Below are 22233 nucleotides of genomic sequence, written 5' to 3'. Positions count from 1 at the left end.
CTAAATGGATGCTCACAAAAACAAACCAGGTACGGATAAAACTAAAAGTTTACAACCTGACACTGAAAACTCCGAACAACAGCAATTAAGTACCAATCAAGGTTTGCTGATAAATGATAACCAAAACTCCTTGAAAGCGGGAGAGAGGGGCCCTACCTTAATGGAGGATTTTATTTTCAGGGAGAAAATTTTGCATTTTGACCATGAGCGTATTCCAGAACGGGTTGTGCATGCCCGTGGCGCCGGGGCACATGGCTATTTCGAATTGTATGAATCATTAAAGCATTATACGAAGGCAAAATTTCTCACGGATACAAGCAAAAAGACACCTGTATTTGTTCGTTTTTCTACTGTTGCAGGTTCCAGAGGGTCATCAGATCTGGCAAGGGATGTAAGGGGATTTGCGATTAAATTTTATACCGAAGAAGGCAACTATGATTTGGTTGGAAATAACATGCCTGTTTTCTTTATCCAGGATGCTATCAAGTTTCCAGACCTCATCCATGCTGCCAAAGCTGAGCCTGATAATGAAATTCCGCAGGCAGCAACTGCACATGATACCTTTTGGGATTTTATATCATTGATGCCTGAATCAATGCATATGATTATGTGGGCAATGAGCGATAGGGCCATTCCAAGGAGTTTCAGCAGAATGGAAGGTTTTGGTGTTCACACCTTCAGGTTCATCAATGAAAATGATGTTTCTACATTTGTGAAATTTCACTGGAAGCCTTTACTTGGCGTTCATTCTGTTGCCTGGGATGAGGCTCAAAAGATCTCTGGGAAAGATCCCGATTTTCATCGTCGTGACCTGTGGGATGCTATTGAAGAAGGGTTGTTTCCGGAATGGGAATTGGGTGTGCAACTGGTTCCTGAGGATAAAGAGTTTGACTTTAATTTCGATCTATTAGACCCCACAAAATTAATCCCTGAAGAACTTATACCAGTTAAAATTATCGGCAAATTAACACTGAACAAAAATCCGGAGAACTTTTTTGCCGAAACCGAACAAATTGCTTTTCATCCTGGCCATTTGGTACCGGGAATTGATTTCACTAACGATCCTTTACTTCAAGGGCGTTTATTTTCTTATACTGATACACAACTGTCGAGGTTGGGTAGTGCCAATTTTCATGAAATTCCTATCAATCGGCCTTTGGCACCTGTTCATAACAATCAACGTGATGGGCATATGCGGCAAACCATTAATGCAGGTAAAACCAGTTATCAGCCTAACTCCATAAGAAGCGGTTGCCCTTTCCAAACTAAAATAGAAGACGGAGGATTTTCTTCTTATGCAGAGCCTTTAAATGCTACTAAAATAAGAGAACGTAGCAAAAGCTTCTTCGATCATTTTAGCCAGGCCACTTTGTTTTTTAATAGCCAGTCGGTGCATGAAAAAAGACATTTGATCAATGCTTTAAAATTTGAACTGGGTAAAGTTGAATTGGCTGAAATCAGGCTCCGTATGCTGGGTTTGCTTTCACTAATAAGTGCAGAACTAGCCACTGAAGTTGCGGAAGGATTAGGTATGACGGTTCCCGATAAGCCAATGTATCCAATTAATGAGAGTGTTCCGGCAGATGCTGCGATTGAAGATTATCAACCATCAATTACTTCTTCAACCATTAAAAAATCGAAAGCACTTAGCATGGAATTCACCGTTAAAAACACTATAAAAGCACGGAAAATAGCCCTTATCATTAACAATGGGATGGATGGAGCTGTGTTTAACTCCATTAAAACACGTTTAGTCGCTGAAAATGCGCTTGTTAAGACTGTTGCCCCTAATTTAGGTTTCGTGCAAAGTTTAAGTAATGATAAGATAAAGGTGGATTTCAGTTTTCTAACCACTTCATCTGTTTTGTTTGATGCTGTTTTCGTTTTTGATATAGAAAACAACAGTGCGTTACTGAACAATGACCTTATTCAATTTGTAAAAGAAGCTTATATGCATTGTAAACCGCTGGCCCTACCTGTACACCTTCTCGACCATGAAGAGATGGCCGCTGTAAAGGTTTATGCTGAAACAGAAATGGGAATAATTTTAATTAAAGACGGTGATGCAAACGAGGTTCTAGAAGAGTTTATAAAAGCAGTAAGCGCTCACCGTTTCTGGGAACGCGAAGCTAATTTTTAACTTTAATAATAACGATGAAATTTCTCCATAAAATGAGGTTAAATTTCCCATCTTCTAATATTTTTTTTAACTGATGTCTTAAATTTTAAATCTTTAGCTAGTTATGTTTTATTCCATAAAGCATTATTTCATAATTAATGCTAGATAATGGTTTTGTTGATGATTATGGGAATATCACCATACTTAATAGTGAGCACCATTTTACCCACCTTGCGAACATTCTTTACTGGATGCTGGTCTGTGCTTTGAATCTATCTGATAAAAGATATTGAAAGCATTTATGACGAGAGAGAAAATACGAAACATGGCTCCCAATGGTAATAAAGAACAGATAAGCCATTTGCCAATAGCTTTTCCAAATCAATTCCAAACCGAAACGGATCTGTGCTTTACAGATCATGAAGAAGATGAATACGATGATTATGAAAAAGACTATGATGAAGAATGAGAATAGGCCATGGGAACAACTTTAACGAAGAGCAAAAATTGTAGTAGTAATAGTAGTAAAGATGCCTGTTTAGGTCGCACGGCAAGATCTTTACGTTAGTGTAAATTTTTAATGGATGAGCAAACTGAGACTGGCTAAACCCAGGCCATCTCAGTTTTTTTATTGTACAGAACTAAAAAAAGCATATAATCTTTAAAATGTAAACAATGAAGAATAAAAACCATTCAAAAAACAACGCCAACATCGTTAATACTGATTTGCACACTCTACTGGTAAATCATTTAAAAGAAGTTTATTGGGCTGAAAAGTTTCAACTTAAAAACTTATCCTTATTGGTTAATGAAGCTACATCTGAAAAGTTATATAACGCGATAATTACCCATGAAAAAGAAACTGAAAATCATATAAAAAGGATTGAAGAAGTGTTTAGTTTAATTGGTGAACAGCCTAAACTAAGCGAGTGTATGGCCATTCAGGGTTTGATAAATGAGACTCAGCATATGATACATAATACCAATTTTGGAAGCATGGTAAGGGATGTTTGCATTATTGCCTGTTTGCAAAAGATTGAACACTACGAGATTGCAAGCTACGGCACTTTAAAAACAATATGTAAGGCGCTTGAATACCTGGGAGCGGCATCAATTTTAGATGAAACCCTCAGCGAAGAAAAATATGCCGATTCGGTATTAACAGGAATTGGTGAAAATTATGTTGTTGAAGTGGCAGTCGATGAATAATTAGTTAGTTGTTTTACTTAATACGCAAATGCAAAGGGGGAGCTCAATAGGGCTTCCCTTTGTTTTTATTGTTTATTGTATATAAAAATTCAATTTTAAGGCTTGAATAATTGCTTTAGGTTATCGCCAGATCAATTTCTTTTTTAAGATGTTAATTCGTTAAACAATTAATTTCATAAACAAGGGTTTTAAGGAAAACTGCGCTTTAAGCGCAATTGTTCCGTCTTTGCAGCAAAGCAGGATCTTTTCATCAGTTCTTACCACTTTTCCCGGTAATTCATTTAAGGGGGTTTTATTAAAGGAAGTAGCTTTCCATTTTCTGAACAGCCGGTCGAATTTGTCAAAAGCTATAATATCAGTTGGATTTACCGGACCTCTTAATAAATGAAAGATCCGCTCCACTGGCCAGGCTTCCCAATCAATTAGGCTGCGAAGCTCAGCTTTGGTAATTCTTCTGGCCTTTGCTGTAGCCGACTTGTCTTGAGGAACACTAATATCCTTTTGAGCTTCTATATCCTCTAATGCTTTTAAAATCAATTTCAGGCCTATTTCCTGGTGTTTTAACAGGTAGGTTTCTAAAGGCAAGCCAATTGTCATTTGAAAACGTTCTATGCCAATAATATTGCCTGTATCAGCGGTAGCGTCAATTATATGCACAGTTCCTCCGGAAAGAAGTTCCATATCGTGATAGATCCAAAAATCGGGATTGGGTCCACGATAATTCGGCAATGGAGCCTGATGGTAATTGATGGCCCCGTAAACAGGTATAGAAAACACTTCCTTTTTTAGTAAACCAAACATGCTCTGAACTACAATTATATCGGGATTTAACTGCCGTATCCATGTTTCAACCTTTTTTTGGCTAGAATTCTTAAAGATTTTATAAGGCACACCACTGGCAATGGCACGGCTCGATAATCCTATCAATTTCTTTCGGGTAAGAAACTGAAATAGGTCAAAGATCCGGGTTATGAAATATGAAACGGTTTTATTTTCCGGTCTCGATTCAACAATACCGATTATGTTATGCCTCGAATTAAGCAGTTGTTCAATTATAAAAGTGTTTTTGGTGCCGATATAAACAATTTTCACAATCAAATAGGTATTTATTAATAAAGAAGGATGCTATTCACATTCTTCTTTCATATGGTTTAATTATCTACTCCGTTTTATTCCATTTGCTGGTAAACTTTTTAGACTTTGTGTTATACTTATCAATTACAGGCGTCATTTTTTGCGCCCAACTGCGAATTTCAGGATCATTTGAATTTAAGAGTTTATTAAATGCAGTGTAGAACTGCGTTTGATTTGTACCTACACTTTGTACATACTGAGTATCGAAATCATAACCGGTTAACTTAGTCAATTCGTTATAGCTCGTACTCAGGGTGTTATTAAGTGTATCAATAAGTAAAATGTTTCGTTGTTGAGCTAAGGTTTTAAACTCCCTCTTTAAAAGGAAATAATCCGTTACCGATTGACGGGCATAGGTACTGATATTAATCGTTGAAGAGTTCAATGCCGCATTTGCTGATTTTTCTCCCATCAAAATATAACTGTAAGCATCATTCATTAACGAATCATCGGTTATCGGCATAGTGTCTCTGCCGGCTGTAATTTCTACAGGTACTTTCTGATCCTGTGCTTTTACGTAATTATTCAGGGAAACGAGCATGCAAGCTACCAGAGCTACAAAACCTAATCTTGTTACTTTCATTTTAATTCATTTGGATTCAATATTTTAAATGAAAGTTTTATGCCAGCTATTATCGAATCTATTAGCAGATTTTATTTGTCAGTTACAGCTCTTAAAACAGGGTATTTTCATGAAATGAATTCAAAATTGATTTCTAAAAAACATTAGGGCTGTAGACGAACTTACAAGGATTGTGAAGATGCCGGAAAAATCTTTCATAATATAGCAGTTCTAATTTACAGCTTATTACTAGTTTTTTTGGCAAATCATTAATAATTTAGAAAGACAAGGTCTTTGTTAATAAGCTTTTGATAAACCTCCTCAATTAATGATCGTTGTTTAACCACTTCATTAAAACACTCCTTACTTAACAGCACAATATCTCCATCAGCCAGAACCATATCATAAACATGAAGTATATTTTTTTCAGCGAATTCACAATTTTGCAAATGTTCAATTTCGTTCATAATGTTGGAAATACCTTTAAGTTTATACCAACCATTATGTATTTGTTTAGAACTGTATTTAACCGGTACGTTTATCAATCCAAGTTGATTGTAAAACGTATTAAGCTCAGTAGTGAATTCCAAGCTTTGAAAGTAACATCGGTTAAAGAAAAGTTTTAAATCCAAATCCTTGGTATACTGCACATTTCTTTTGAGCCCTTCCGATCTATCCTTATTCACTTTTAAAAGTGTGTATATCAAATAATATTGCTTAACAAGAGCATTTTCCATGAAGATTATTATGAGATAAATAAAAAAAAAGCCGGCTAGGCCGGCCTTTTAACTAAAATTTTGCTTTTAAAACATCGGCTTTCGCTTTATGAGCGGTTAATGCCGGAAGTGTTTTTACAACAAAATCCTGAATTTCGGGACTGTTTGCATTTTTCGATTTCTTTTCAAAAGCATCGATGGCATCATCGTGGCAATCAACCATTTCGTTAACATACTTTTTGTCAAAGTCTTTTCCTGATAATGCAGCCAGATCATTGTATTTCGACTGCTTTTTATCAGTTAAAGTATTGGTCAATGTTATACTATTTTTAATGGCCAATTCCGAAATCTGTTGGTTAGCCTTTGTATGATCTGTCTCAATTGTTTTGGCTAATGATTTTACTTCTGCTGAGGCAGCATTTTTCTGAGCCAGTTTAGCTGCTTCTATTTCAAAAATTCCATCCTGATAAGATTCAGCGAGAAATTTATCATCATCTTTCATATCGCTGGTGCCGGCATCGGGTATTTCACTTCCTGCATGCTCAGTAGTACTGGTATCTACTGTAGTATTAGTGACGTATCCGGCCGAATCTACCGTTGTTTCTTTTTTTTCACTTTTTTGATTGCATGAAAGCAAGGTAAAGCCTGCTGCTGCAGCAAACAAAACCAAATTTTTAGTTTTCATTGTATTAGGTTTTTCTAATTAATGTTCTCCATTAGCTTTTTCATTAACAGGTATTTTTCTGATGAAACTATCAAAGGCATCACTCGAATAGTCGGAATACATTCCATATGAATCCAATGCATATCCCTTTAAACCATTAGCAGCTTCGATAATATAAAGTGCTGAATTGTCGGCAGGATCACTGAATCCTTCAAAGCGGTAAACTTTGGTGATTGTCAGTTCATCAGGTTTAAAAACCTGATTGCTGGCCGTTGCTTTAAAGCCTTCATCCGTCATTCTAAACTCATTGTCTAGCTTGGCCAATCTTAATTTTTCGAGCACTTCGCTCAAGGTTGTCATTCTATTAGGTACACTCATAATTTCAAAATTCATGATTGATGTAATGAAACTACTATGCCACCAATGATGTTTAAAACCGAAGAGTACTATAGTTCCTGCATTTAAAGCCTATAAAGACTGTTTTACAGCCAGTTGTGAAGCTATTGTATTTATAATCAAACCGACGCCGAATGTGTATTGCCTTCCCTTTATTGAGCAGTTAAATACTTGATCAATAAGCATCTAATTGATAAATATTGCCATTTAAGGCGCTTGGCACCATTTTTCTTTTAATACTAAGGAAAGTGAGAATTATGAATAGTCAACTCGAAAGCGGAAACATTAACCAGGTTAATGTTAATCCTGAAATTCCCAATCCAAACGATCCAATAACCCCAAGCCCAGATCATCCAACTCTTCCAGATAATCCAAATAAACCTGAAATAAGGCCTGAACAAGAACCTTGGAAAAATGATCCTACACATCCAAACAGGGAACATCCTAAAGAAAATGATCCAACCCGTGAAAAACCGGATTATAATGAACCTGTTGGTGATAAAGGGTTACAAGACGATGCGAAAAATGAAGATCATAAGGAACATAATGCCTTACAAAAACAGGATACATGGTTTTGGGATGAACTTGATTAAAGTAACAAACACAGTTACGACTAAATAGTATTTATTTAAAGCATCGGGTTAAGTACCTGGTGCTTTTTAATTATTTTACCTTTTAAAAATGATTTAAGATTTCTGGCCTGTTAGTTAAGTAAGAAATGATTACGTAATAACGGCTATATAAATCCGCAACTGGCAAATTTTATCCCCAAAGATTTTATATCTCACTATCTCAATCAGGGTTCTTAAACTGTTTAAAGTCTTATTTAATATGCTTAATAGTAAAATTAGCTTAATAGTAACTTATATATAGTATCTATTGCTAATACAAAAGCTCTTTAATAGCAATACTGATGCGTTTTTTACCCAATGTAGAATGTAAATAATATTCCGGTGGTGTGGCCTTTGGAACATATAGGTAATTAACAAAATGATAAAGAGAGTTTATAAATGATTTTACAATTGGGATGAAGACGATACCCAAATTAATGATCAGCAATTCACAAAGCACTAATACAGTAGATCAAGTATGGCTGGACAAAGAGAACATTGAGTCAATAACCTTTTTTTCCTTAGTTACGGAAAGCTTATGGGACTATAGATACAATATGATCATAGGCTTTCTTTAAAGTTAATCAATTACTAAAAATATCAATTATGAGATCACTATTGTATATTATAGCAGTTATCATGGTAGTAGGGTGGCTGTTAGGCATGACCGTTTGGCATGCAGGAAATATTATTCATATTCTGTTAGTTATTGCGTTAATATCCTTTTTATTGACCTTTATTAAGGGGGCTAACAGAGAAATTTAAGATCTTCCAAGGTTTGTAAACTGCTTACAAACTTTAAATGTGAATTGTGGGCCCGGGAAAAGAAATTTTTCCGGGTTTTTATTTCAAACTAAATTGCTCGGTTATTTTTTATCTAAGCTTTTCAATAAAGCTGCAATGTTTACTATTGAATCATAAATTGTTGCCCAGGGATCAGAACCATTTTTCAACAGATCAGGAACATTGGCAATGGTATAATCATCCATATTTAATTGCTGATTTACCTCCTTCCATGCCAATGGCCACGATACCGGTGCGTTGGGCTTTGGCCGTAAGCTATATGGAGCAGCAACCGTTTGTCCTTTTCTATTCTGTAAAAAATCGATATAAATCTTTTTTTGGCGCTTTTTAGGGCTTCTTTCAATACTCGTGATAGCTGGTATTTCTGCATGGATATGATTAGCCAGCCATTCGGCGAATAGTTTTATACTATCATAGTGATATTTTGCTCCAACATGAATATAAATATGGATACCTGTAGAACCGGAGGTTTTAGGAAAAGAAGGAATATTTAATGAACTGAGGAACCCATTGATAACCTGAGCTACTTCAATTACTTGAGAAAAACCAATATCTTCCGGATCAAGGTCGAGTACAAGGAAATCAGGAAACTCTATTTTAGGATACCGTGATAACCAGGGATTGATCTCAATACAACCCAAATTAACCATGTATAGCAAGGTTTGAACATCATTACAAACCAAATAATCAATTTCCTTATCGTTACTCTCTGAATGGATAGGAACCGTTTTAAGCCAGCTGTATGATTTACTTTCTATGTCTTTATGAAAGAAACTGGGACCGTTTATTCCATTCGGATGGCGATGCAAACTCAGTGGTCTTTGCTTCAAATAGGGAAGAATATATTCCGCAATCTCTTCATAGTATCCAATTACCTGACCTTTTGTTATTCCACTCGGAAAATAGATCTTATTTTGGTTGGTAAGTGTTTGTTTATACCGGCCAATCTTTTTTTCAATGGTATCAGGAATGGTGCTTGTAGCTGGTTTCATATCTGCAGCGGTTTTATCATTTCGTAGGGCTTTAAAAACAGGATGACGAAGCTTTCGGGAGGGAGTTCGCTCGGTATATTTGACCGTACACACCAGTTCGGGTTTTAACCAATGAATAGGGGTGTCATTCTTTACAACGGTCGAAAATGGCGATTCTTCTTGTTCATATTTTTTTAGCTCTTTATAAATTTCCTTTTCTTCCTTTATATTCAAACCGGTACCACATTTTCCTGCAAAAACTAACTTCCCGTTTTTAAACTCACCCAGTAAAAACGCACCTAAATATTCCTTACCCGAACGAGGTTCGGTATAACCGGCAATTATAAATTCATCCTCTTTATCAATTTTAAGTTTAAGCCAGTTGGCGGTTCTTATTCGAGTATGATACGTACTATCCGAGCGTTTAGCCATTATGCCCTCTTTATGTTCCTTACGAGCCAGGTCAAGCATTTTTTCTCCATCATCTTCAAAATAAGGGGTGAAAATAACTTGAGGATCATTTAGGTGGGAAGTAAAAGCCTTCAGGATCTTTTTACGATCGATCAAAGGCAAATCGCTGAGATCGTGCTCATCTAAAGCAATGATATCAAACACATAATAATAGATCTTGCCTTTGGGGTCTTTTCCAAATTGTTGCAGTGCATGAAAGCTGATATTTCCTTTTTCATCTTCTTTCACAACCTCGCCATCAAGAATAAAGGGTCGGTCAATACTTGCCAGAATGCTTGCTATCTGCTTATATTTTTCGGAATAATCGAGGGAATTGCGGCTGAACAGTTTACATGTTCCATTACCGTTTGAAACAGCTACAATGCGGTAGCCATCTAACTTAGGTTCAAAAAGCCAGTCTGATGATTCGGGAAGTTTATCACCCAGTTTTGCCAGCATAGGCACAAAAGGCTTAATTTCTGGCAGTTTAACGGGCTTTTTTTTTATCGGTTTAGTATCTGAAGTACTATTTTTCTTTTGTTTTACTTCCTTTGAAACAAAGTCCTCGCTATTGTACGGATCCTCAACGGCGAATTTATCTTTATGCTTAATCAGCAGCCATGAGTTGTCTTCGGCATTTTTCAATTTAACAAGAGCAAATTCTCCTTTCAGTCTTTTCCCGTGCAGCACTATTTTTAAACTTCCTTCCTTTAGCTCTTTCAGCAGTTCTTTTTCAGGTGAAGCATGATTTCCTAAGGGAGTATAAAAGCCTTCGTCCCAAATTATCACATTCCCGGCTCCATAATTTCCAGCCGCAATTTCACCCTCAAAGTCTTTGTAGGCATAAGGGTGGTCTTCCACCATAATGGCCAGCCGCTTATCTGCGGGGTTTAATGAGGGACCTTTAGGAACGGCCCAGCTTTTTAAAACACCTTCCATCTCCAACCTGAAATCGTAATGTAAATGAGATGCATGGTGACGCTGCACTACAAATGACAGCTTAGATCCGGTATTTCTTCCACCTTTAGGTTCTTTTGTACGGGTAAAATCTCGCTTTTCAATATACTCATGCAACTTTGCCATTTACGATACCTTTTTCTTTGCCGACAAGCTCTTGATCAATTGTTCTGTTAGATCGGCTGATTTGGTTGTTGATACTTTGATCTTACGTATAGAAGGCCGTTTTCCGGATGCTTTGGCCTTAATGATCTTTAAAAGTGCTGCTGTGTAGGTGTCTTTAAAGTCCTTGATATCAAAAGGAGAGGTGTATTGCTTGATCAACTCCAAGGCCATATCCATTTCTTTTTTGCTTAAGGAGGTGTCGCCTAAGTTTAGAGGTGAAATAGACCGTATCTCTTCCGGAAAGCGGATTTTGTGAATAGCCAGTACATTTTCCATTTCCATTGGTCTTATCAAACACAAGTTTTCGGTACTGCGTAAAACAAACCGCGACAAACCGGCTTTTTTCGTTTTCTTTAGCGCCTCATAGAGCAGCCAATACGCTTTAATTCCACCTTTTTCGGGTTCGGTATAATAGGTATTTTCAAAATAGATCGGATCAACACTTTTAAGCTCAATAAAGTTCTCTATCTCAATGATCTTTGTTTTTTCTGGTGAAGCTTCCTCAAAATCGGTCTCTTCCAATAAAACATAGTCATCATTCAACTTATAGCCTTTTACAATATTGGCCCAATCTACTTCTCTGCCCGAAAATTCATTTACACGTTTAAAACGAATAGGAGCGTGGTCTTTTCTGTCGAGCATATCCAGATCAAGTGTGCTTGTCTGGATGGCGCTAAATAGCTTCACGGGAATGTTTACCAACCCGAAACCAATACTACCTTTCCAAATCGCTTTCATCAGTGTATAAATTGAGGTTTAGGAGCGAAACTCTTCTTCGGTACTTGTAAAACCCGATGAGAATTCATCAATACCTTTTTTTACTGATCTTTTAACCTGGTCAGCAGTATCTTTGATGGTTTTTCCAAGCTTGTCTTTTATATCAGCACGTAAATCTGATCCCTTTTCAGGTGACAATAATGCTCCTAATGTAGCTCCCACTGCCAATCCGGCAAAAAAAGCCATCGCTGTTTTAGTAGTATCCATATGATCTTTATTTTAGAACTGATAATGAAATACTTATGCCAGTTGAGGAATAACAAGCGTTAATAAATCATTTTATGATCTTATGTACCTTAGGAGGGCCAATTCAGGCTGATCAGTAGTTTAATCTTAAAAGGATGAACTTACCCAAAATGGGGTTCAAACACTACTGATCTACTTCATTCATAGAACTGTACAGTTCCAAAAGTTGCATAGGTTGCAAGGTGATGGTAAATGTAGATCCAACGCCTTCTTCACTTTCCACATCGATCGATCCTTCATGGCTTAATAAAATATTTTGGGTGGTGGTTAACCCCAATCCTGTACCGCCCAATTTATTTTCGGTATAAAAGGCTTCAAACAGCTTGTGCAGGTTTTCTTTTTTAATGCCTTTTCCATTGTCGCTAACTGTAATTATCACTTTATTATTTTCATAAGTTGATGCAATATGAACTTCGCCATTATCATTTTCAACAGCTTCAATGGCATTAATGATAATGTTTAGCAGAGCCACCTTAATCTTATCTGCATCAATAAAAAAGTCCTCAATAGTTGATAATGACTGTTTAATAACTACGTTACTTTGTTCTGCGGTATCCTTGGCCAGATCAATGGTTTCGCTGATCAATTGGTTGATATTGTGCTTGTTCAAATACAGTTTAGAAAACTTTGTAGAGGTTAGTAATTCATTGATCAAACTGTTTATCCTGTAACAATTGCGTTCAATTATATCTATTAACACGCCTTTTTCGGTGGTTTTGCTGGTGCTTTTAAGTTCACTAACCGCAAAATTGATATTGGTGAGAGGGTTTTTTACTTCATGGGCAATAACCCGGGCAATACGGCCTGTGGCAATAAATTTCTCTTCTTCTCTTTTTTCCTTTTCCTTTACCGAGATCTTGGTTACATCGTGAATGATAAACTGATAACTATGTTCACCTTGCTCATTAAAACTGATGAGACCTAATAAGCGCTTACTCATAGGAGGGGAGTAGAAATTAAATACCTCACCCTGAATTTGCCGTGTTATTACCCGTTCCCAAAAATGCAATTGCTCCCGATCTTCAATAAGGTGCAGGATCCTGAGGTTGAGCAGTTCTTCACGGCTTTTTTCAAATTTTTTTATTGCACTTGGGTTGGCATCCAATATTTTACCCGAATGATCTGTTAAAAGAATAACATCTCCCGATTTCTCAAATATTTCTTTGTACTTCTTTTCTTTATTTTCAATTACTTTAAGCTGATTAAAACGTTCGATGCTGTAACGGATAGAGCGCTCTAAAATACTGGGCGAGAGTTCGTCTTTTATAAGGTAGTCGGAGGCACCGGCCCGCATTGCCTCTTTATCAATGTTTATATTGCCTTTGCCGGTTACGATAATAAATGGGGCATTCACATCATAAACCTTAGCTATATTTAAAATATCTATACCGCGGTATTTTCCCAGTTTATAGTCGACCAGGAAAACATCAATATCATCTTCCGCAAAAAACATAAGCGCCTCATCATAATTCGCCGCCCGTTTAACCAAATACTTTTGCGCCGGAACACTATCTAAATAATGCTTAGTTAGCAAAAAATCATCTTCATCATCATCAATGATCACAATTGTAATGTAATTAAGCATAGTGATTTATTGGTTTTATTGGTAAATAAACTCTAAACATGGCTCCTTCGTTTTCATGGCCAAATGCCTGTATAAAACCTTTGTGATTTTCAACCACCCGTTTACAAATGGATAAGCCAATGCCTGTACCTTCATATTCATGCCTGCTATGTAAACGATTGAAAATCATAAAAATATCTTGTGCATATTTTTCTTCGAAACCAATACCGTTGTCAATTACTTCAATTTTGCAATATTGTTCGCTGGCGTGTGCACTAAAGTCGAAAATTAAATTCCCATTAATAATTTGATGATTGATTTTGATGATCGGTAACCGGTTTGGAGAAGAATATTTCAGAGAATTTGATATTAAGTTAAGAAATAACTGATTTAATTGAAATTTAATACCCCAAATTGGTGGTAATTTAGATAAGCTTATATCAACCTGTTTCTCTTTTATAGGAATTTCAAGATCTTTTAAAATACCAACAAGCATTATTTCCAACTCAATCTCCTCGTATTCGTGGGCAGAAGTTTGCGAAAGTCGGGAATACTCCAGCAGGTCTTCAATAAGCCGTTTCATACGTACCGAAGCTTTGCTAATAACTCCTAAATAACTGGTGGCAGTACTACTTAATTTCGAATCTTTTTCATGAATCAGTACCTCGCTAAACGAAATTATTTTTCGCAAAGGTTCCTGCAAGTCATGTGAAGCAACGTAAGCAAACTGATCCAATTCGTAATTGGAACGGTTTAATGAATTGACTTTAAATTCAAGCTCGGTTTTTAAGTTATTTAACTGGGTCAGATTCTCCACTTTAACTTTAAGGTCATTTTTTAAACCCATGTATGAAATAAAGGAAATGATTATGCCCAGCAATGAGGTAATTAGAATGACAGGAATTAAATACTCAGTATAGTTGTTATAAATCCTGTTTTGCTCCAAAAGTAGTTTCTTATGGTCATAAATGATCGAATTAAATAGAAGTTCGAGTTCATTCATTTGCCGATTATCTTCAGAGTAACATTCTTTGTTTTTCAAACAATCAGGCTCTGTGATGACCTTTTTCCAAAAAGCAAAGCGAGAATCAATCTTATTCTTTAGTACAGAAATACTTTTAGGGGCTAAATCATCCAATTGACCACTTTTCTGAATGGATAATAAATTAGTTGAGATCTGATCTTGTTGTTCCGCAATTGATGGAATCAAATACACCGAATCAGTGCTAAGTGCAAAAGCCCGGATGTTCGATTCAGTTTGTTTCAATACCAATTTTATTTCCTGAAACTGGCTGATGGCCGCTGCGGTTTGATTGATCATTCTTATATTTTGAAAAAAGGAAATGCAAATGAGGAAGGATAATAAGGAGGTAATTATCAATAATACAATTGATAGGATAAAGCCATTACGTATTCGTTGAAATGTATTTAAAAATTTAAACATATACTCGGCTTAAAGTCATTTGTACAAAGTGAGATTAAATCACCTCAGCTTTACAGATAAAGATCAATTCAAATAAAACAGAAAGAAGAGCAATTTATTCGCACTGTTCTCTATTATCTGTAATATAATCAAATGATTTTTAGCAATGTATGTTTCTCAATTAATGTACCATAGTATAGAGGGATGACGATGGCTAAATACCATTACCTAAAAAATCCCGATCAGCCATTCACAATTTCGCCGCCATTTGGATGTAATATTTGCCCCGTCATATAAGTGGAGTCATTGCTGGCCAAAAACAGATAGGATGGTGCCACTTCCTCCGGTTCTCCAGCCCTTTTTAGCGGAACATTCGAACCAAATTCACTTACTTCTTTTTTATCAAAGCTTGCAGGTATTAAAGGTGTCCAAATTGGGCCGGGGGCAACTGCATTAACTCTTATTTTTTTATCAGCCAAAGCTGCAGAAAGCGATCGGGTAAATGCTACAATAGCTCCCTTGGTTGAAGCATAATCAATTAAATGTGCACTTCCTCGGTATGCGGTTACGGATGTTGTATTAATAATGGTGGAACCTTCGTTTAAATAGTTCAACGCTTCAATAGTGAGATAGAACATTGCGAAAATGTTAGTTTGGAATGTTTCTGTTAGCTGATCAGCGCTGATATTTTTCAGGTCTTTTTGTGGATATTGTACAGCCGCATTGTTAATTAATACATCTAGTCTTCCAAAGGTTTTGACCGTTAATTGAATTGAATGCTTGCAAAACGACTCTTCTTTTAAATCTCCATCTATTAACAAACATTTAACACCTTGTTTTTCAACTTCTTCTTTAGTCTTTTTAGCATCGTTATGTTCACTGAAGTAAGAGATAGCGATATCAGAACCATGTTTTGCAAATAAAACGGCTATAGCTCTTCCAATGCCGCTATCACCACCTGAAATATAGGTTACCTTACCAGTCAGTTTTTGCTCTATTTCATTACCTTCAAATTTTGGCTGTGGTTTCATCTCGCTTTCAATTCCAGGTTGCTGAGACTGTTCCTGTTCAGGCCGTATAGGTCTTTTCTTATTTTCTTCCATTCTAGTATGATTTAACAGGGACTTATTATTAATAAGTCCCTGTTCATTAAATTAAAACGCCTTGGAATTGTCTCTTAAGCTTTTAATGGTTTCATGACCGTCCTTTATTCGTGAACGTTGATTATCCAATAACATGCTTGCCGGATCACTCATTGATAGGTCATTTGAATCGTCAACCGAGTCATATGCTTTCAAAGCCATGTCCTCGCCATATTCACAGTCAGACAATAAGGTATGATCATCATTTCCGGTAAACATTGCTTTCACATCCATCCAGGCACGGTAAAACTTACCTGCTACACTGCTGTCTTCGATGGGTTTACCATTGATCTGTAGAATAAGGTCTGATAGCTCATTGATATTTTTTGAACTATCCATCGCTAATTTTTGAAATATGGGTTTTAAAGATTCATTATGTGTAATGCTTAAGGCTTTTTGATATCCCATATACCTGTCGTTATTCGTTTTTACCAGATCGTTTAACGCCGAAACGATGGTGGTTTTATTTGCTGTTTCCATAACTTAATTAATTTATTTTGTTTATGAGCTCATAGGTAGCAGCGTAAATATCATGCCTTTGATCAAACAGAGCTTATATGCCAGTATTGGTTACTAAAATGATCCCTTACATCTACACTATTCCACGTTTCGTAGAAAAACCCTCCACTTATCTCGTTCCTAAATACCTCTATCTTAATCAATTGACTTGTTCAACTGGCAGCATAATTGAAATAGTATTATTAAAAACGTTATGGCAAAGTATTCAGAAAAAAGTCAGCAAAAAGTGAAAGAAGTAATGGAAGAGATGAAAGAAGGCAAGCTAAAGACAGGAACCGGTAAAAAAGTAACCGATAGAAAACAGGCTATTGCCATTGGCCTATCGGAAGCACGTAAAGAAGGAGCTAAGGTTCCTAAAAAGAGTGAAGCAAACACAAAGAAAAAAGGTTCCACTAAAAAGAAATCAACCGCTACATAATGGAAACCTTTCTTTATTTATTTGAAAAAAGTAAAATATTTCAAGAACCTCGAACTACAAAATATGCCGATCGAAATTATATCCCATCCATGATCAACTCAAATGAAGAGTTATTATAATCATTCGAATCAACCATTATTTCAACAACCGATACTTCCTTAGCCTAAATGCAACAAAGACTTTAATTGATTGTCCTATTAAATAGGTAGACAAGGAATTACGCAAAAAAATAACTCTATTTAAATGAGGCTGGCATTGATCCATTCATCCGATACTTCACCCGGATATTCCCGGAAATTGAAAGGCCAAAAGTTCGTTTACCTCGACAAGGAAGGAAACAGAATAACGGACGAAGAAACGGTTGCGAGGATAAAAAAACTAGCGATTCCTCCTGCATGGACAAACGTTTGGATATGTGCCAAGCCAAATGGTCATTTACAGGCAACCGGAACGGACGCTTTAGGAAGAAAGCAGTATAAATATCACGCAGATTGGAGGCTTCAGCGCAACAAAGTTAATCATGGGCGGATGTTGCAATTTGGAAAATTATTGCCCAAAATCAGAAAAAAGATCAAAGCCGATCTTTTAAAACGTACATGGAACAAAAATAAAGTCCAGGCATTGGCCATTGAGGTGTTATTGCAAACTTATATCCGCATTGGCAACGCCAATTATTCACGCAAATACGGTTCGTTCGGCCTTACTACTTTAAAAAATCACCATATTAAAGCTGATAAAAATAATCTGATTATCAGGTTTAAAGGTAAAAAAGGCGTTCTTCAAACCTGTGTTTTAACAAATGCCCGACTGGTGAGGTTGTTAAAAATGGTGAAAGAACTGCCAGGTAAGGAAATTTTTCAATACTATAATCACAAAGGCGAACTTACTTCACTCGATTCGCAATCTGTAAATGACTATTTAAAAGAGATTACCGGAAATGATTATTCGGCCAAGGATTTCAGGACCTGGGCAGGTACATTGGCGGCATTTAATTATTTAATCACGCAACCCTCTACAACCGAACCCTCAGAAATTAGAAAACTTACTAACGAAGCTGTTGCTTATGCCGCTAACCAATTGGGTAACACAGTTAGTATTTGTAAAAAACACTATGTGAACCCAGCATTACTCATGCAATATGAAATGGGCGGACTCCGAACTTTTCAAAAAAGATATTCAACAAAAAACGAGTTGGATAAAAGCACTCAAATGGAGAATTTGCTCATTTCTTTTTTAAAAAAAATAAAAGTTGAACCAAAGCATATATAGCATGTAATTCTCAAAAATGGAGCAGATTCAAGTAAGCTATGGGAAAAATAAAGCAGTTTATATGTATTTTGATAATACCGATGACCTATCAGCTCCTTTTAATTAGAGCTGTTGATGTTCTAGAAATAAGTATTGATTTATGGATTTAAGCTCCGGTATGCCTTATTGGCTGATCAAAAATGGATTACCTTTCAATTATCCAAAACTCGAAGAAAATTTACAGGAAGAAGTATTGATTATTGGTGCAGGCATTACGGGAGCTGTTTGTGCTTATATTTTAGCCGAAGCGGGTATTAAATCAACGGTAATTGATGGAAGAACGGTGGGTTTAGGAAGCACCTGTGCCAGCACTTCATTACTGCAATATGAAATTGATACGCCCCTTTATAAACTGGCCCAATTAATTGGGGAAAAAGACGCAGCCAGAAGCTACATTTTGTGTATAAATGCGATAGACAAGCTAAATGAAATAGCGTATAAAATTGACTTTAGCGGCTTTGAAAAGAAAATGAGCCTGCAATTCGCTTCATATAAAAAAGACCGGGACTTACTGATAAATGAATACAAGATCAGAAAACAATGGAATATTGCTGTTGATTTTTTAGACGAAAAAGAAGTGTTAAGCAACTTCGGGTTTAAAGCTCCCGCAGGTTTGTTGTCAAAGAACGGAGGGCAAATAGATTCCTATTTAATGACCCACAAAATTTTCCAATACTTAAAACAATATAACATCAAGATATACGACAGAACCCGAATTGTAGAATTTCATCATGCTAAGAACAGTGTAAAACTCGTCACAGATAATAATTATGTTATCAGGGCAAAAAAAGTGATCTATGCCACGGGATATGAAACTGCAGATCTGATAAACCCAAAGATTGTACAACTAAAGTCGACTTATGCTGTAGCAAGCGAGCAATTCTCAACTAATAAGTTTTGGGCCTTTGATAACTGTATGATCTGGGAAACAGCGCATCCATATTTATACATGCGTGCAACTAATGACAATCGTATTATTGTAGGAGGAAAGGATGTAGATTTTTACACTCCTTATAATAAAAGAGATAAACTGCTAAAAAGTAAGACTAAAGCACTGCAGCAAAGCTTTAAAAGCCTTTTTCCTCATATTGATTTAAACCCTGAATTTTCCTGGTGCGGAACTTTTGGCGAAACAACAGATGGTTTACCTTATATAGGTGAATACAGTAAGGTTCCCAATGGATATTTTGCTTTGGGTTTTGGTGGTAATGGCATTGCTTTTAGCCTTATAGCCGCCGAAATTATCAGGGATATATTAAAAAGGAAACGGAATGATGATGCTTCTTTATTTAGATTTAACCGTTGAAAATATTTATGCGGTAATATTTGGCTATTCCAATATTTACATGTTAAAAGTGAGTATGGAGGGATTAATCATTGTTATGAAAGCACTTTTCAAGGATCTTGCACCAACCTGATCAACAGGATGTTTTCATAGTAAATCACTTCAAATTTTCTATGTTTTATGACATATTTTTTATTCGTAAATAAATGTACATTCGCCGCCATTAATAACATAGATTTTCATTTTAGAAACGGCAGTTATTCCCCTTTAAACCTTAACCAGTAATATGTTATGAAAGAAACCGTGAATTATGTCAGCCCAGCTGAAGCACTGTCAATCATACAATCCAATCATAGAATTTTCATTCATGGAAGCGCTCAAACGCCCACCTTTTTATTAAAGCACCTGGCCGCTGAAGCCCCTCGTTTGAGGAACGTAGAAATAGTTTCGATAAGTGTTTATGGCGATCTGTTTATCGACAAGCCCGAATACAGAAACAGCTTTCACATGAATTCATTGTTTGTTTCTGCCAGTGTTCGCAATGCTGTTAGTGAAGGTTATGCCGATTATGTTCCGGTTTTTTTGAGTGAAATACCCGAATTATTTAAACAAAAAGTAATGCCGCTTGATGTGGCAATTGTGCATGTTTCTCCTCCTGATGATCATGGCTATTGTACTTTAGGCGTTTCGGTTGATATTGCCCGTAGTGCCGTTGATTCGGCCCGTTATGTTATTGCCCAGGTAAACCCTAATGTGCCGCGTACGCATGGCGACGGCATGATCCACTCCAGCCGCTTTCATTCAATGGTATATTGTGAAGATCCTTTGTACGAAGCTTTCTTTGGCAGTAAGGCTGATGAGCGTACGCAACGAATAGGAGAGTATGTGGCAGAATTAATTGACGACCGTTCGGTATTACAAATGGGCATCGGTGCTATTCCTGATGCGGTTTTAAGATGCCTTCATAACCACAAAGACCTTGGGGTACATACTGAAATGTGTTCCGACGGTATTATTGACCTCTTTGAAAAAGACGTCATCAATAATAAATACAAAAAAACACATCAAAATAAAACGGTTTCAGCATTTGCTTTAGGTTCGAATAGGTTATATGATTACGTGAATGATAATCCGGGATTTGCTTTTCTGGATGTTGATTATGTGAACAACCCGCATGTAATAAGGCGAAACCCCAAAATGATAGCCATTAATAGTGCCATTGAAATTGACATTACCGGTCAGGTTTGTTCCGATTCAATAGGATGTCACCAATATTCGGGTGTAGGTGGGGCAATGGATTTTATGCGTGGAGCTGCTTTGAGCGAAGGTGGTAAACCAATAATAGCTTTACCCTCTCGTACTAATAAAGGCGAATCGAGAATTGTTTCGGCATTAAAATCGGGGGCTGGAGTTGTGGCTACGCGAGCGCATATGCATTATATAGTTACCGAGTACGGCATAGCTTATTTATTTGGCAAAAACCTACGCCAACGTGCAAAAGCGCTAATCGATATTGCTCATCCTGATGATCGCGAAATGCTGGAAAGAAGCTGTTTCGAGCGATTTAAAATATTCTAATAAAAACAAAACCCTGCTTTTGCAGGGTTTTGTTTTTATTTATATCAGCAAATTTTGCCTCATATATGTAGCACTTTGTCCTATGCTTTTAAAGGCATCTATTTTAAAGTTTTCTTGTTCAACATAAAAATGGACAACCCCATTGGCCTTTGCGGCTTTAATAATGGGTTTAAAATCGATAGAACCACTACCAATTTCAGTGTTCAGCTTTGGCGATTGCTTATCCATGTCTTTTACATGCACTAAAGCAAATCGTTTTGGATGCTGCTGAAATAATTCTATTGGATTGAAACCAGCCCTGACCGCCCAATACAAATCCAGTTCAAAAACCACATTATTACCGGTGCCTTCCAATAATTCTTTGTACAAATGGGTTCCTTCAACGGTTATAAATTCAAAATCATGATTATGGTATGCCAATTTTAAGCCTGCCGCCTGACATAATTCGGCCGCTTTATTAATTCGCTCAACAATCCTTTTAAAATCAGCAGCCGTTTTTCTAATACCCTCCTGCAGATAAGGTATAACCAAATATTGTTGATTCAACGTCTTTGCTGCATCAATAGCATATTTCAACTCATCGTAATTATCACGCGCAAAAAGCTCATCTGTATTATAATGACCACTAGGGGAAACAAGACCATTATCGGTTAAAATACCGGCCATTTGCTGCATGGTTAAACCCCAAAAACCACCCTTAGCACTATAGCCATATGTTTCTACCTCTTCATACCCCGAAGCTTTTACCTTGCTCAATACGCTATTTACATCTTTGGGCAAAAAATCACGTAAGCTATAAAGCTGCAACCCTATTTTAGTTTGTTTAGTACCTGCAAATAGTATTTCAGGCATCAAACTTAAAGCTGCCGCAGTTATCCCTGATTGTTTTAAAAAAGTTTTTCTCGAAATTTTCATGGATCAATAAGAATCAAAAGCGTCATAAGATAGGCCTATTTAATGAAAATAGAAATGTTTGGTTGACTAAAGTCTTAATAGTTCAGCCAAAGACCACGTAACGTGTCAATGTTATAATAATAACAAATTCATTTTGGTCTTATAAATGAATTTCCCTAAATTTAAGATAGGTCAATTTTTTTGCGATCAACACCATACCAGACGATTAACCAATTTTTACTCACTACCATTTAAAAATGACCAAATGAAAAACGGGAAATAACATCTCCGCTTTCCAAATTGTGTTAGTCTCCCACTTAA

At 36.5% G+C, this 22233-nt stretch carries 22 protein-coding genes; 9 read left to right on the top strand and 13 right to left on the bottom strand.

All coding sequences use genetic code 11. The annotated features are described in order from the left end of the window. Positions 1 to 4 precede the first annotated feature (4 nt). The 3 genes from C3K47_RS06010 to C3K47_RS06005 all read left to right on the top strand — a co-directional run bounded on the left by C3K47_RS06010 (position 5) and on the right by C3K47_RS06005 (position 3328). Positions 5 to 2140 carry a catalase gene (locus C3K47_RS06010; protein WP_103788225.1) on the top strand — a complete coding sequence of 712 codons (2136 nt, stop codon included), beginning with the start codon at positions 5 to 7 and terminating at the stop codon, positions 2138 to 2140. Positions 2141 to 2420: 280 nt separating this feature from the next. Next, complete coding sequence (locus C3K47_RS19465) at positions 2421 to 2588, top strand: hypothetical protein (RefSeq protein ID WP_165784647.1); 168 nt, start codon at positions 2421 to 2423, stop codon at positions 2586 to 2588. A gap of 206 nt (positions 2589 to 2794) precedes the next feature. Further along, complete coding sequence (locus tag C3K47_RS06005; RefSeq protein ID WP_103788224.1) at positions 2795 to 3328, top strand: YciE/YciF ferroxidase family protein; 534 nt, start codon at positions 2795 to 2797, stop codon at positions 3326 to 3328. Positions 3329 to 3487: 159 nt separating this feature from the next. On the opposite strand, the gene C3K47_RS06000 is transcribed toward C3K47_RS06005, so the two are convergent. The 5 genes from C3K47_RS06000 to C3K47_RS05980 form a co-directional block, all read right to left on the bottom strand. Beyond that, positions 3488 to 4420 (bottom strand): methionyl-tRNA formyltransferase, encoded by a 933-nt coding sequence (locus C3K47_RS06000; protein WP_165784646.1) that lies wholly within the window; start codon positions 4418 to 4420, stop codon positions 3488 to 3490. 67 nt (positions 4421 to 4487) lie between these two features. Then, complete coding sequence (locus C3K47_RS05995) at positions 4488 to 5045, bottom strand: DUF4142 domain-containing protein (protein ID WP_103788222.1); 558 nt, start codon at positions 5043 to 5045, stop codon at positions 4488 to 4490. 248 nt (positions 5046 to 5293) lie between these two features. After that, the gene (locus C3K47_RS05990; RefSeq protein WP_103788221.1) at positions 5294 to 5761 is read right to left on the bottom strand and encodes a ferritin family protein; all 468 of its coding nucleotides are present in this window, start codon (positions 5759 to 5761) and stop codon (positions 5294 to 5296) included. 52 nt (positions 5762 to 5813) lie between these two features. After that, positions 5814 to 6425, bottom strand: a complete 612-nt coding sequence (locus C3K47_RS05985) for a DUF4142 domain-containing protein (protein WP_103788220.1) — start codon at positions 6423 to 6425, stop codon at positions 5814 to 5816. Between the two features lie 18 nt (positions 6426 to 6443). After that, on the bottom strand, positions 6444 to 6797 hold the full coding sequence (locus C3K47_RS05980; protein ID WP_243392501.1) for a hypothetical protein: 354 nt from the start codon (positions 6795 to 6797) through the stop codon (positions 6444 to 6446). A gap of 260 nt (positions 6798 to 7057) precedes the next feature. Between C3K47_RS05980 and C3K47_RS05975 the strand changes: the two genes are divergently transcribed. Beyond that, positions 7058 to 7393 (top strand): hypothetical protein, encoded by a 336-nt coding sequence (locus tag C3K47_RS05975; protein ID WP_103788218.1) that lies wholly within the window; start codon positions 7058 to 7060, stop codon positions 7391 to 7393. A gap of 624 nt (positions 7394 to 8017) precedes the next feature. After that, entirely contained in the window at positions 8018 to 8176 is a 159-nt protein-coding gene (locus C3K47_RS05970) for a lmo0937 family membrane protein (RefSeq protein WP_103788217.1), read from the top strand. A gap of 101 nt (positions 8177 to 8277) precedes the next feature. On the opposite strand, the gene ligD is transcribed toward C3K47_RS05970, so the two are convergent. From ligD to C3K47_RS05935, 7 genes are all read right to left on the bottom strand, one after another. Beyond that, complete coding sequence (gene ligD / locus C3K47_RS05965) at positions 8278 to 10719, bottom strand: DNA ligase D (protein WP_103788216.1); 2442 nt, start codon at positions 10717 to 10719, stop codon at positions 8278 to 8280. Further along, on the bottom strand, positions 10720 to 11496 hold the full coding sequence (gene ku, locus C3K47_RS05960; protein ID WP_103788215.1) for a non-homologous end joining protein Ku: 777 nt from the start codon (positions 11494 to 11496) through the stop codon (positions 10720 to 10722). 18 nt (positions 11497 to 11514) lie between these two features. After that, the gene (locus C3K47_RS05955) at positions 11515 to 11742 is read right to left on the bottom strand and encodes a YtxH domain-containing protein (protein ID WP_103788214.1); all 228 of its coding nucleotides are present in this window, start codon (positions 11740 to 11742) and stop codon (positions 11515 to 11517) included. A gap of 163 nt (positions 11743 to 11905) precedes the next feature. Continuing rightward, positions 11906 to 13366 carry a hybrid sensor histidine kinase/response regulator gene (locus C3K47_RS05950; RefSeq protein WP_103788213.1) on the bottom strand — a complete coding sequence of 487 codons (1461 nt, stop codon included), beginning with the start codon at positions 13364 to 13366 and terminating at the stop codon, positions 11906 to 11908. Continuing rightward, entirely contained in the window at positions 13359 to 14666 is a 1308-nt protein-coding gene (locus C3K47_RS05945) for a sensor histidine kinase (RefSeq protein ID WP_165784645.1), read from the bottom strand. Before C3K47_RS05945 ends, C3K47_RS05950 begins: the two co-directional genes overlap by 8 nt. A gap of 344 nt (positions 14667 to 15010) precedes the next feature. Continuing rightward, positions 15011 to 15871: an SDR family oxidoreductase gene (locus C3K47_RS05940; protein ID WP_103788211.1), complete on the bottom strand. Its 861-nt coding sequence runs from the start codon at positions 15869 to 15871 to the stop codon at positions 15011 to 15013. A gap of 51 nt (positions 15872 to 15922) precedes the next feature. Beyond that, on the bottom strand, positions 15923 to 16390 hold the full coding sequence (locus C3K47_RS05935) for a PA2169 family four-helix-bundle protein (RefSeq protein ID WP_103788210.1): 468 nt from the start codon (positions 16388 to 16390) through the stop codon (positions 15923 to 15925). Positions 16391 to 16622: 232 nt separating this feature from the next. On the opposite strand from C3K47_RS05935, the gene C3K47_RS05930 reads away from it, so the two are divergent. The 4 genes from C3K47_RS05930 to C3K47_RS05915 all read left to right on the top strand — a co-directional run bounded on the left by C3K47_RS05930 (position 16623) and on the right by C3K47_RS05915 (position 21018). Beyond that, positions 16623 to 16847: a DUF6496 domain-containing protein gene (locus C3K47_RS05930; RefSeq protein ID WP_103788209.1), complete on the top strand. Its 225-nt coding sequence runs from the start codon at positions 16623 to 16625 to the stop codon at positions 16845 to 16847. A gap of 243 nt (positions 16848 to 17090) precedes the next feature. After that, complete coding sequence (locus C3K47_RS05925) at positions 17091 to 18116, top strand: DNA topoisomerase IB (RefSeq protein WP_103788208.1); 1026 nt, start codon at positions 17091 to 17093, stop codon at positions 18114 to 18116. 139 nt (positions 18117 to 18255) lie between these two features. Further along, positions 18256 to 19461: an NAD(P)/FAD-dependent oxidoreductase gene (locus C3K47_RS05920; RefSeq protein WP_103788207.1), complete on the top strand. Its 1206-nt coding sequence runs from the start codon at positions 18256 to 18258 to the stop codon at positions 19459 to 19461. Positions 19462 to 19731: 270 nt separating this feature from the next. Beyond that, on the top strand, positions 19732 to 21018 hold the full coding sequence (locus C3K47_RS05915) for an acetyl-CoA hydrolase/transferase family protein (RefSeq protein ID WP_103788206.1): 1287 nt from the start codon (positions 19732 to 19734) through the stop codon (positions 21016 to 21018). 39 nt (positions 21019 to 21057) lie between these two features. Here the strand turns inward: C3K47_RS05915 and C3K47_RS05910 are convergent, their stop codons facing one another. Next, complete coding sequence (locus C3K47_RS05910) at positions 21058 to 21933, bottom strand: sugar phosphate isomerase/epimerase family protein (RefSeq protein ID WP_103788205.1); 876 nt, start codon at positions 21931 to 21933, stop codon at positions 21058 to 21060. Positions 21934 to 22233 lie beyond the last annotated feature (300 nt).

Origin of the sequence: Solitalea longa (genome assembly GCF_002920915.1) — a bacterium.
Classification (GTDB): Bacteria; Bacteroidota; Bacteroidia; order Sphingobacteriales; family Sphingobacteriaceae; genus Solitalea; species Solitalea longa.
This window is presented reverse-complemented; position numbering and strand designations above follow the sequence as displayed.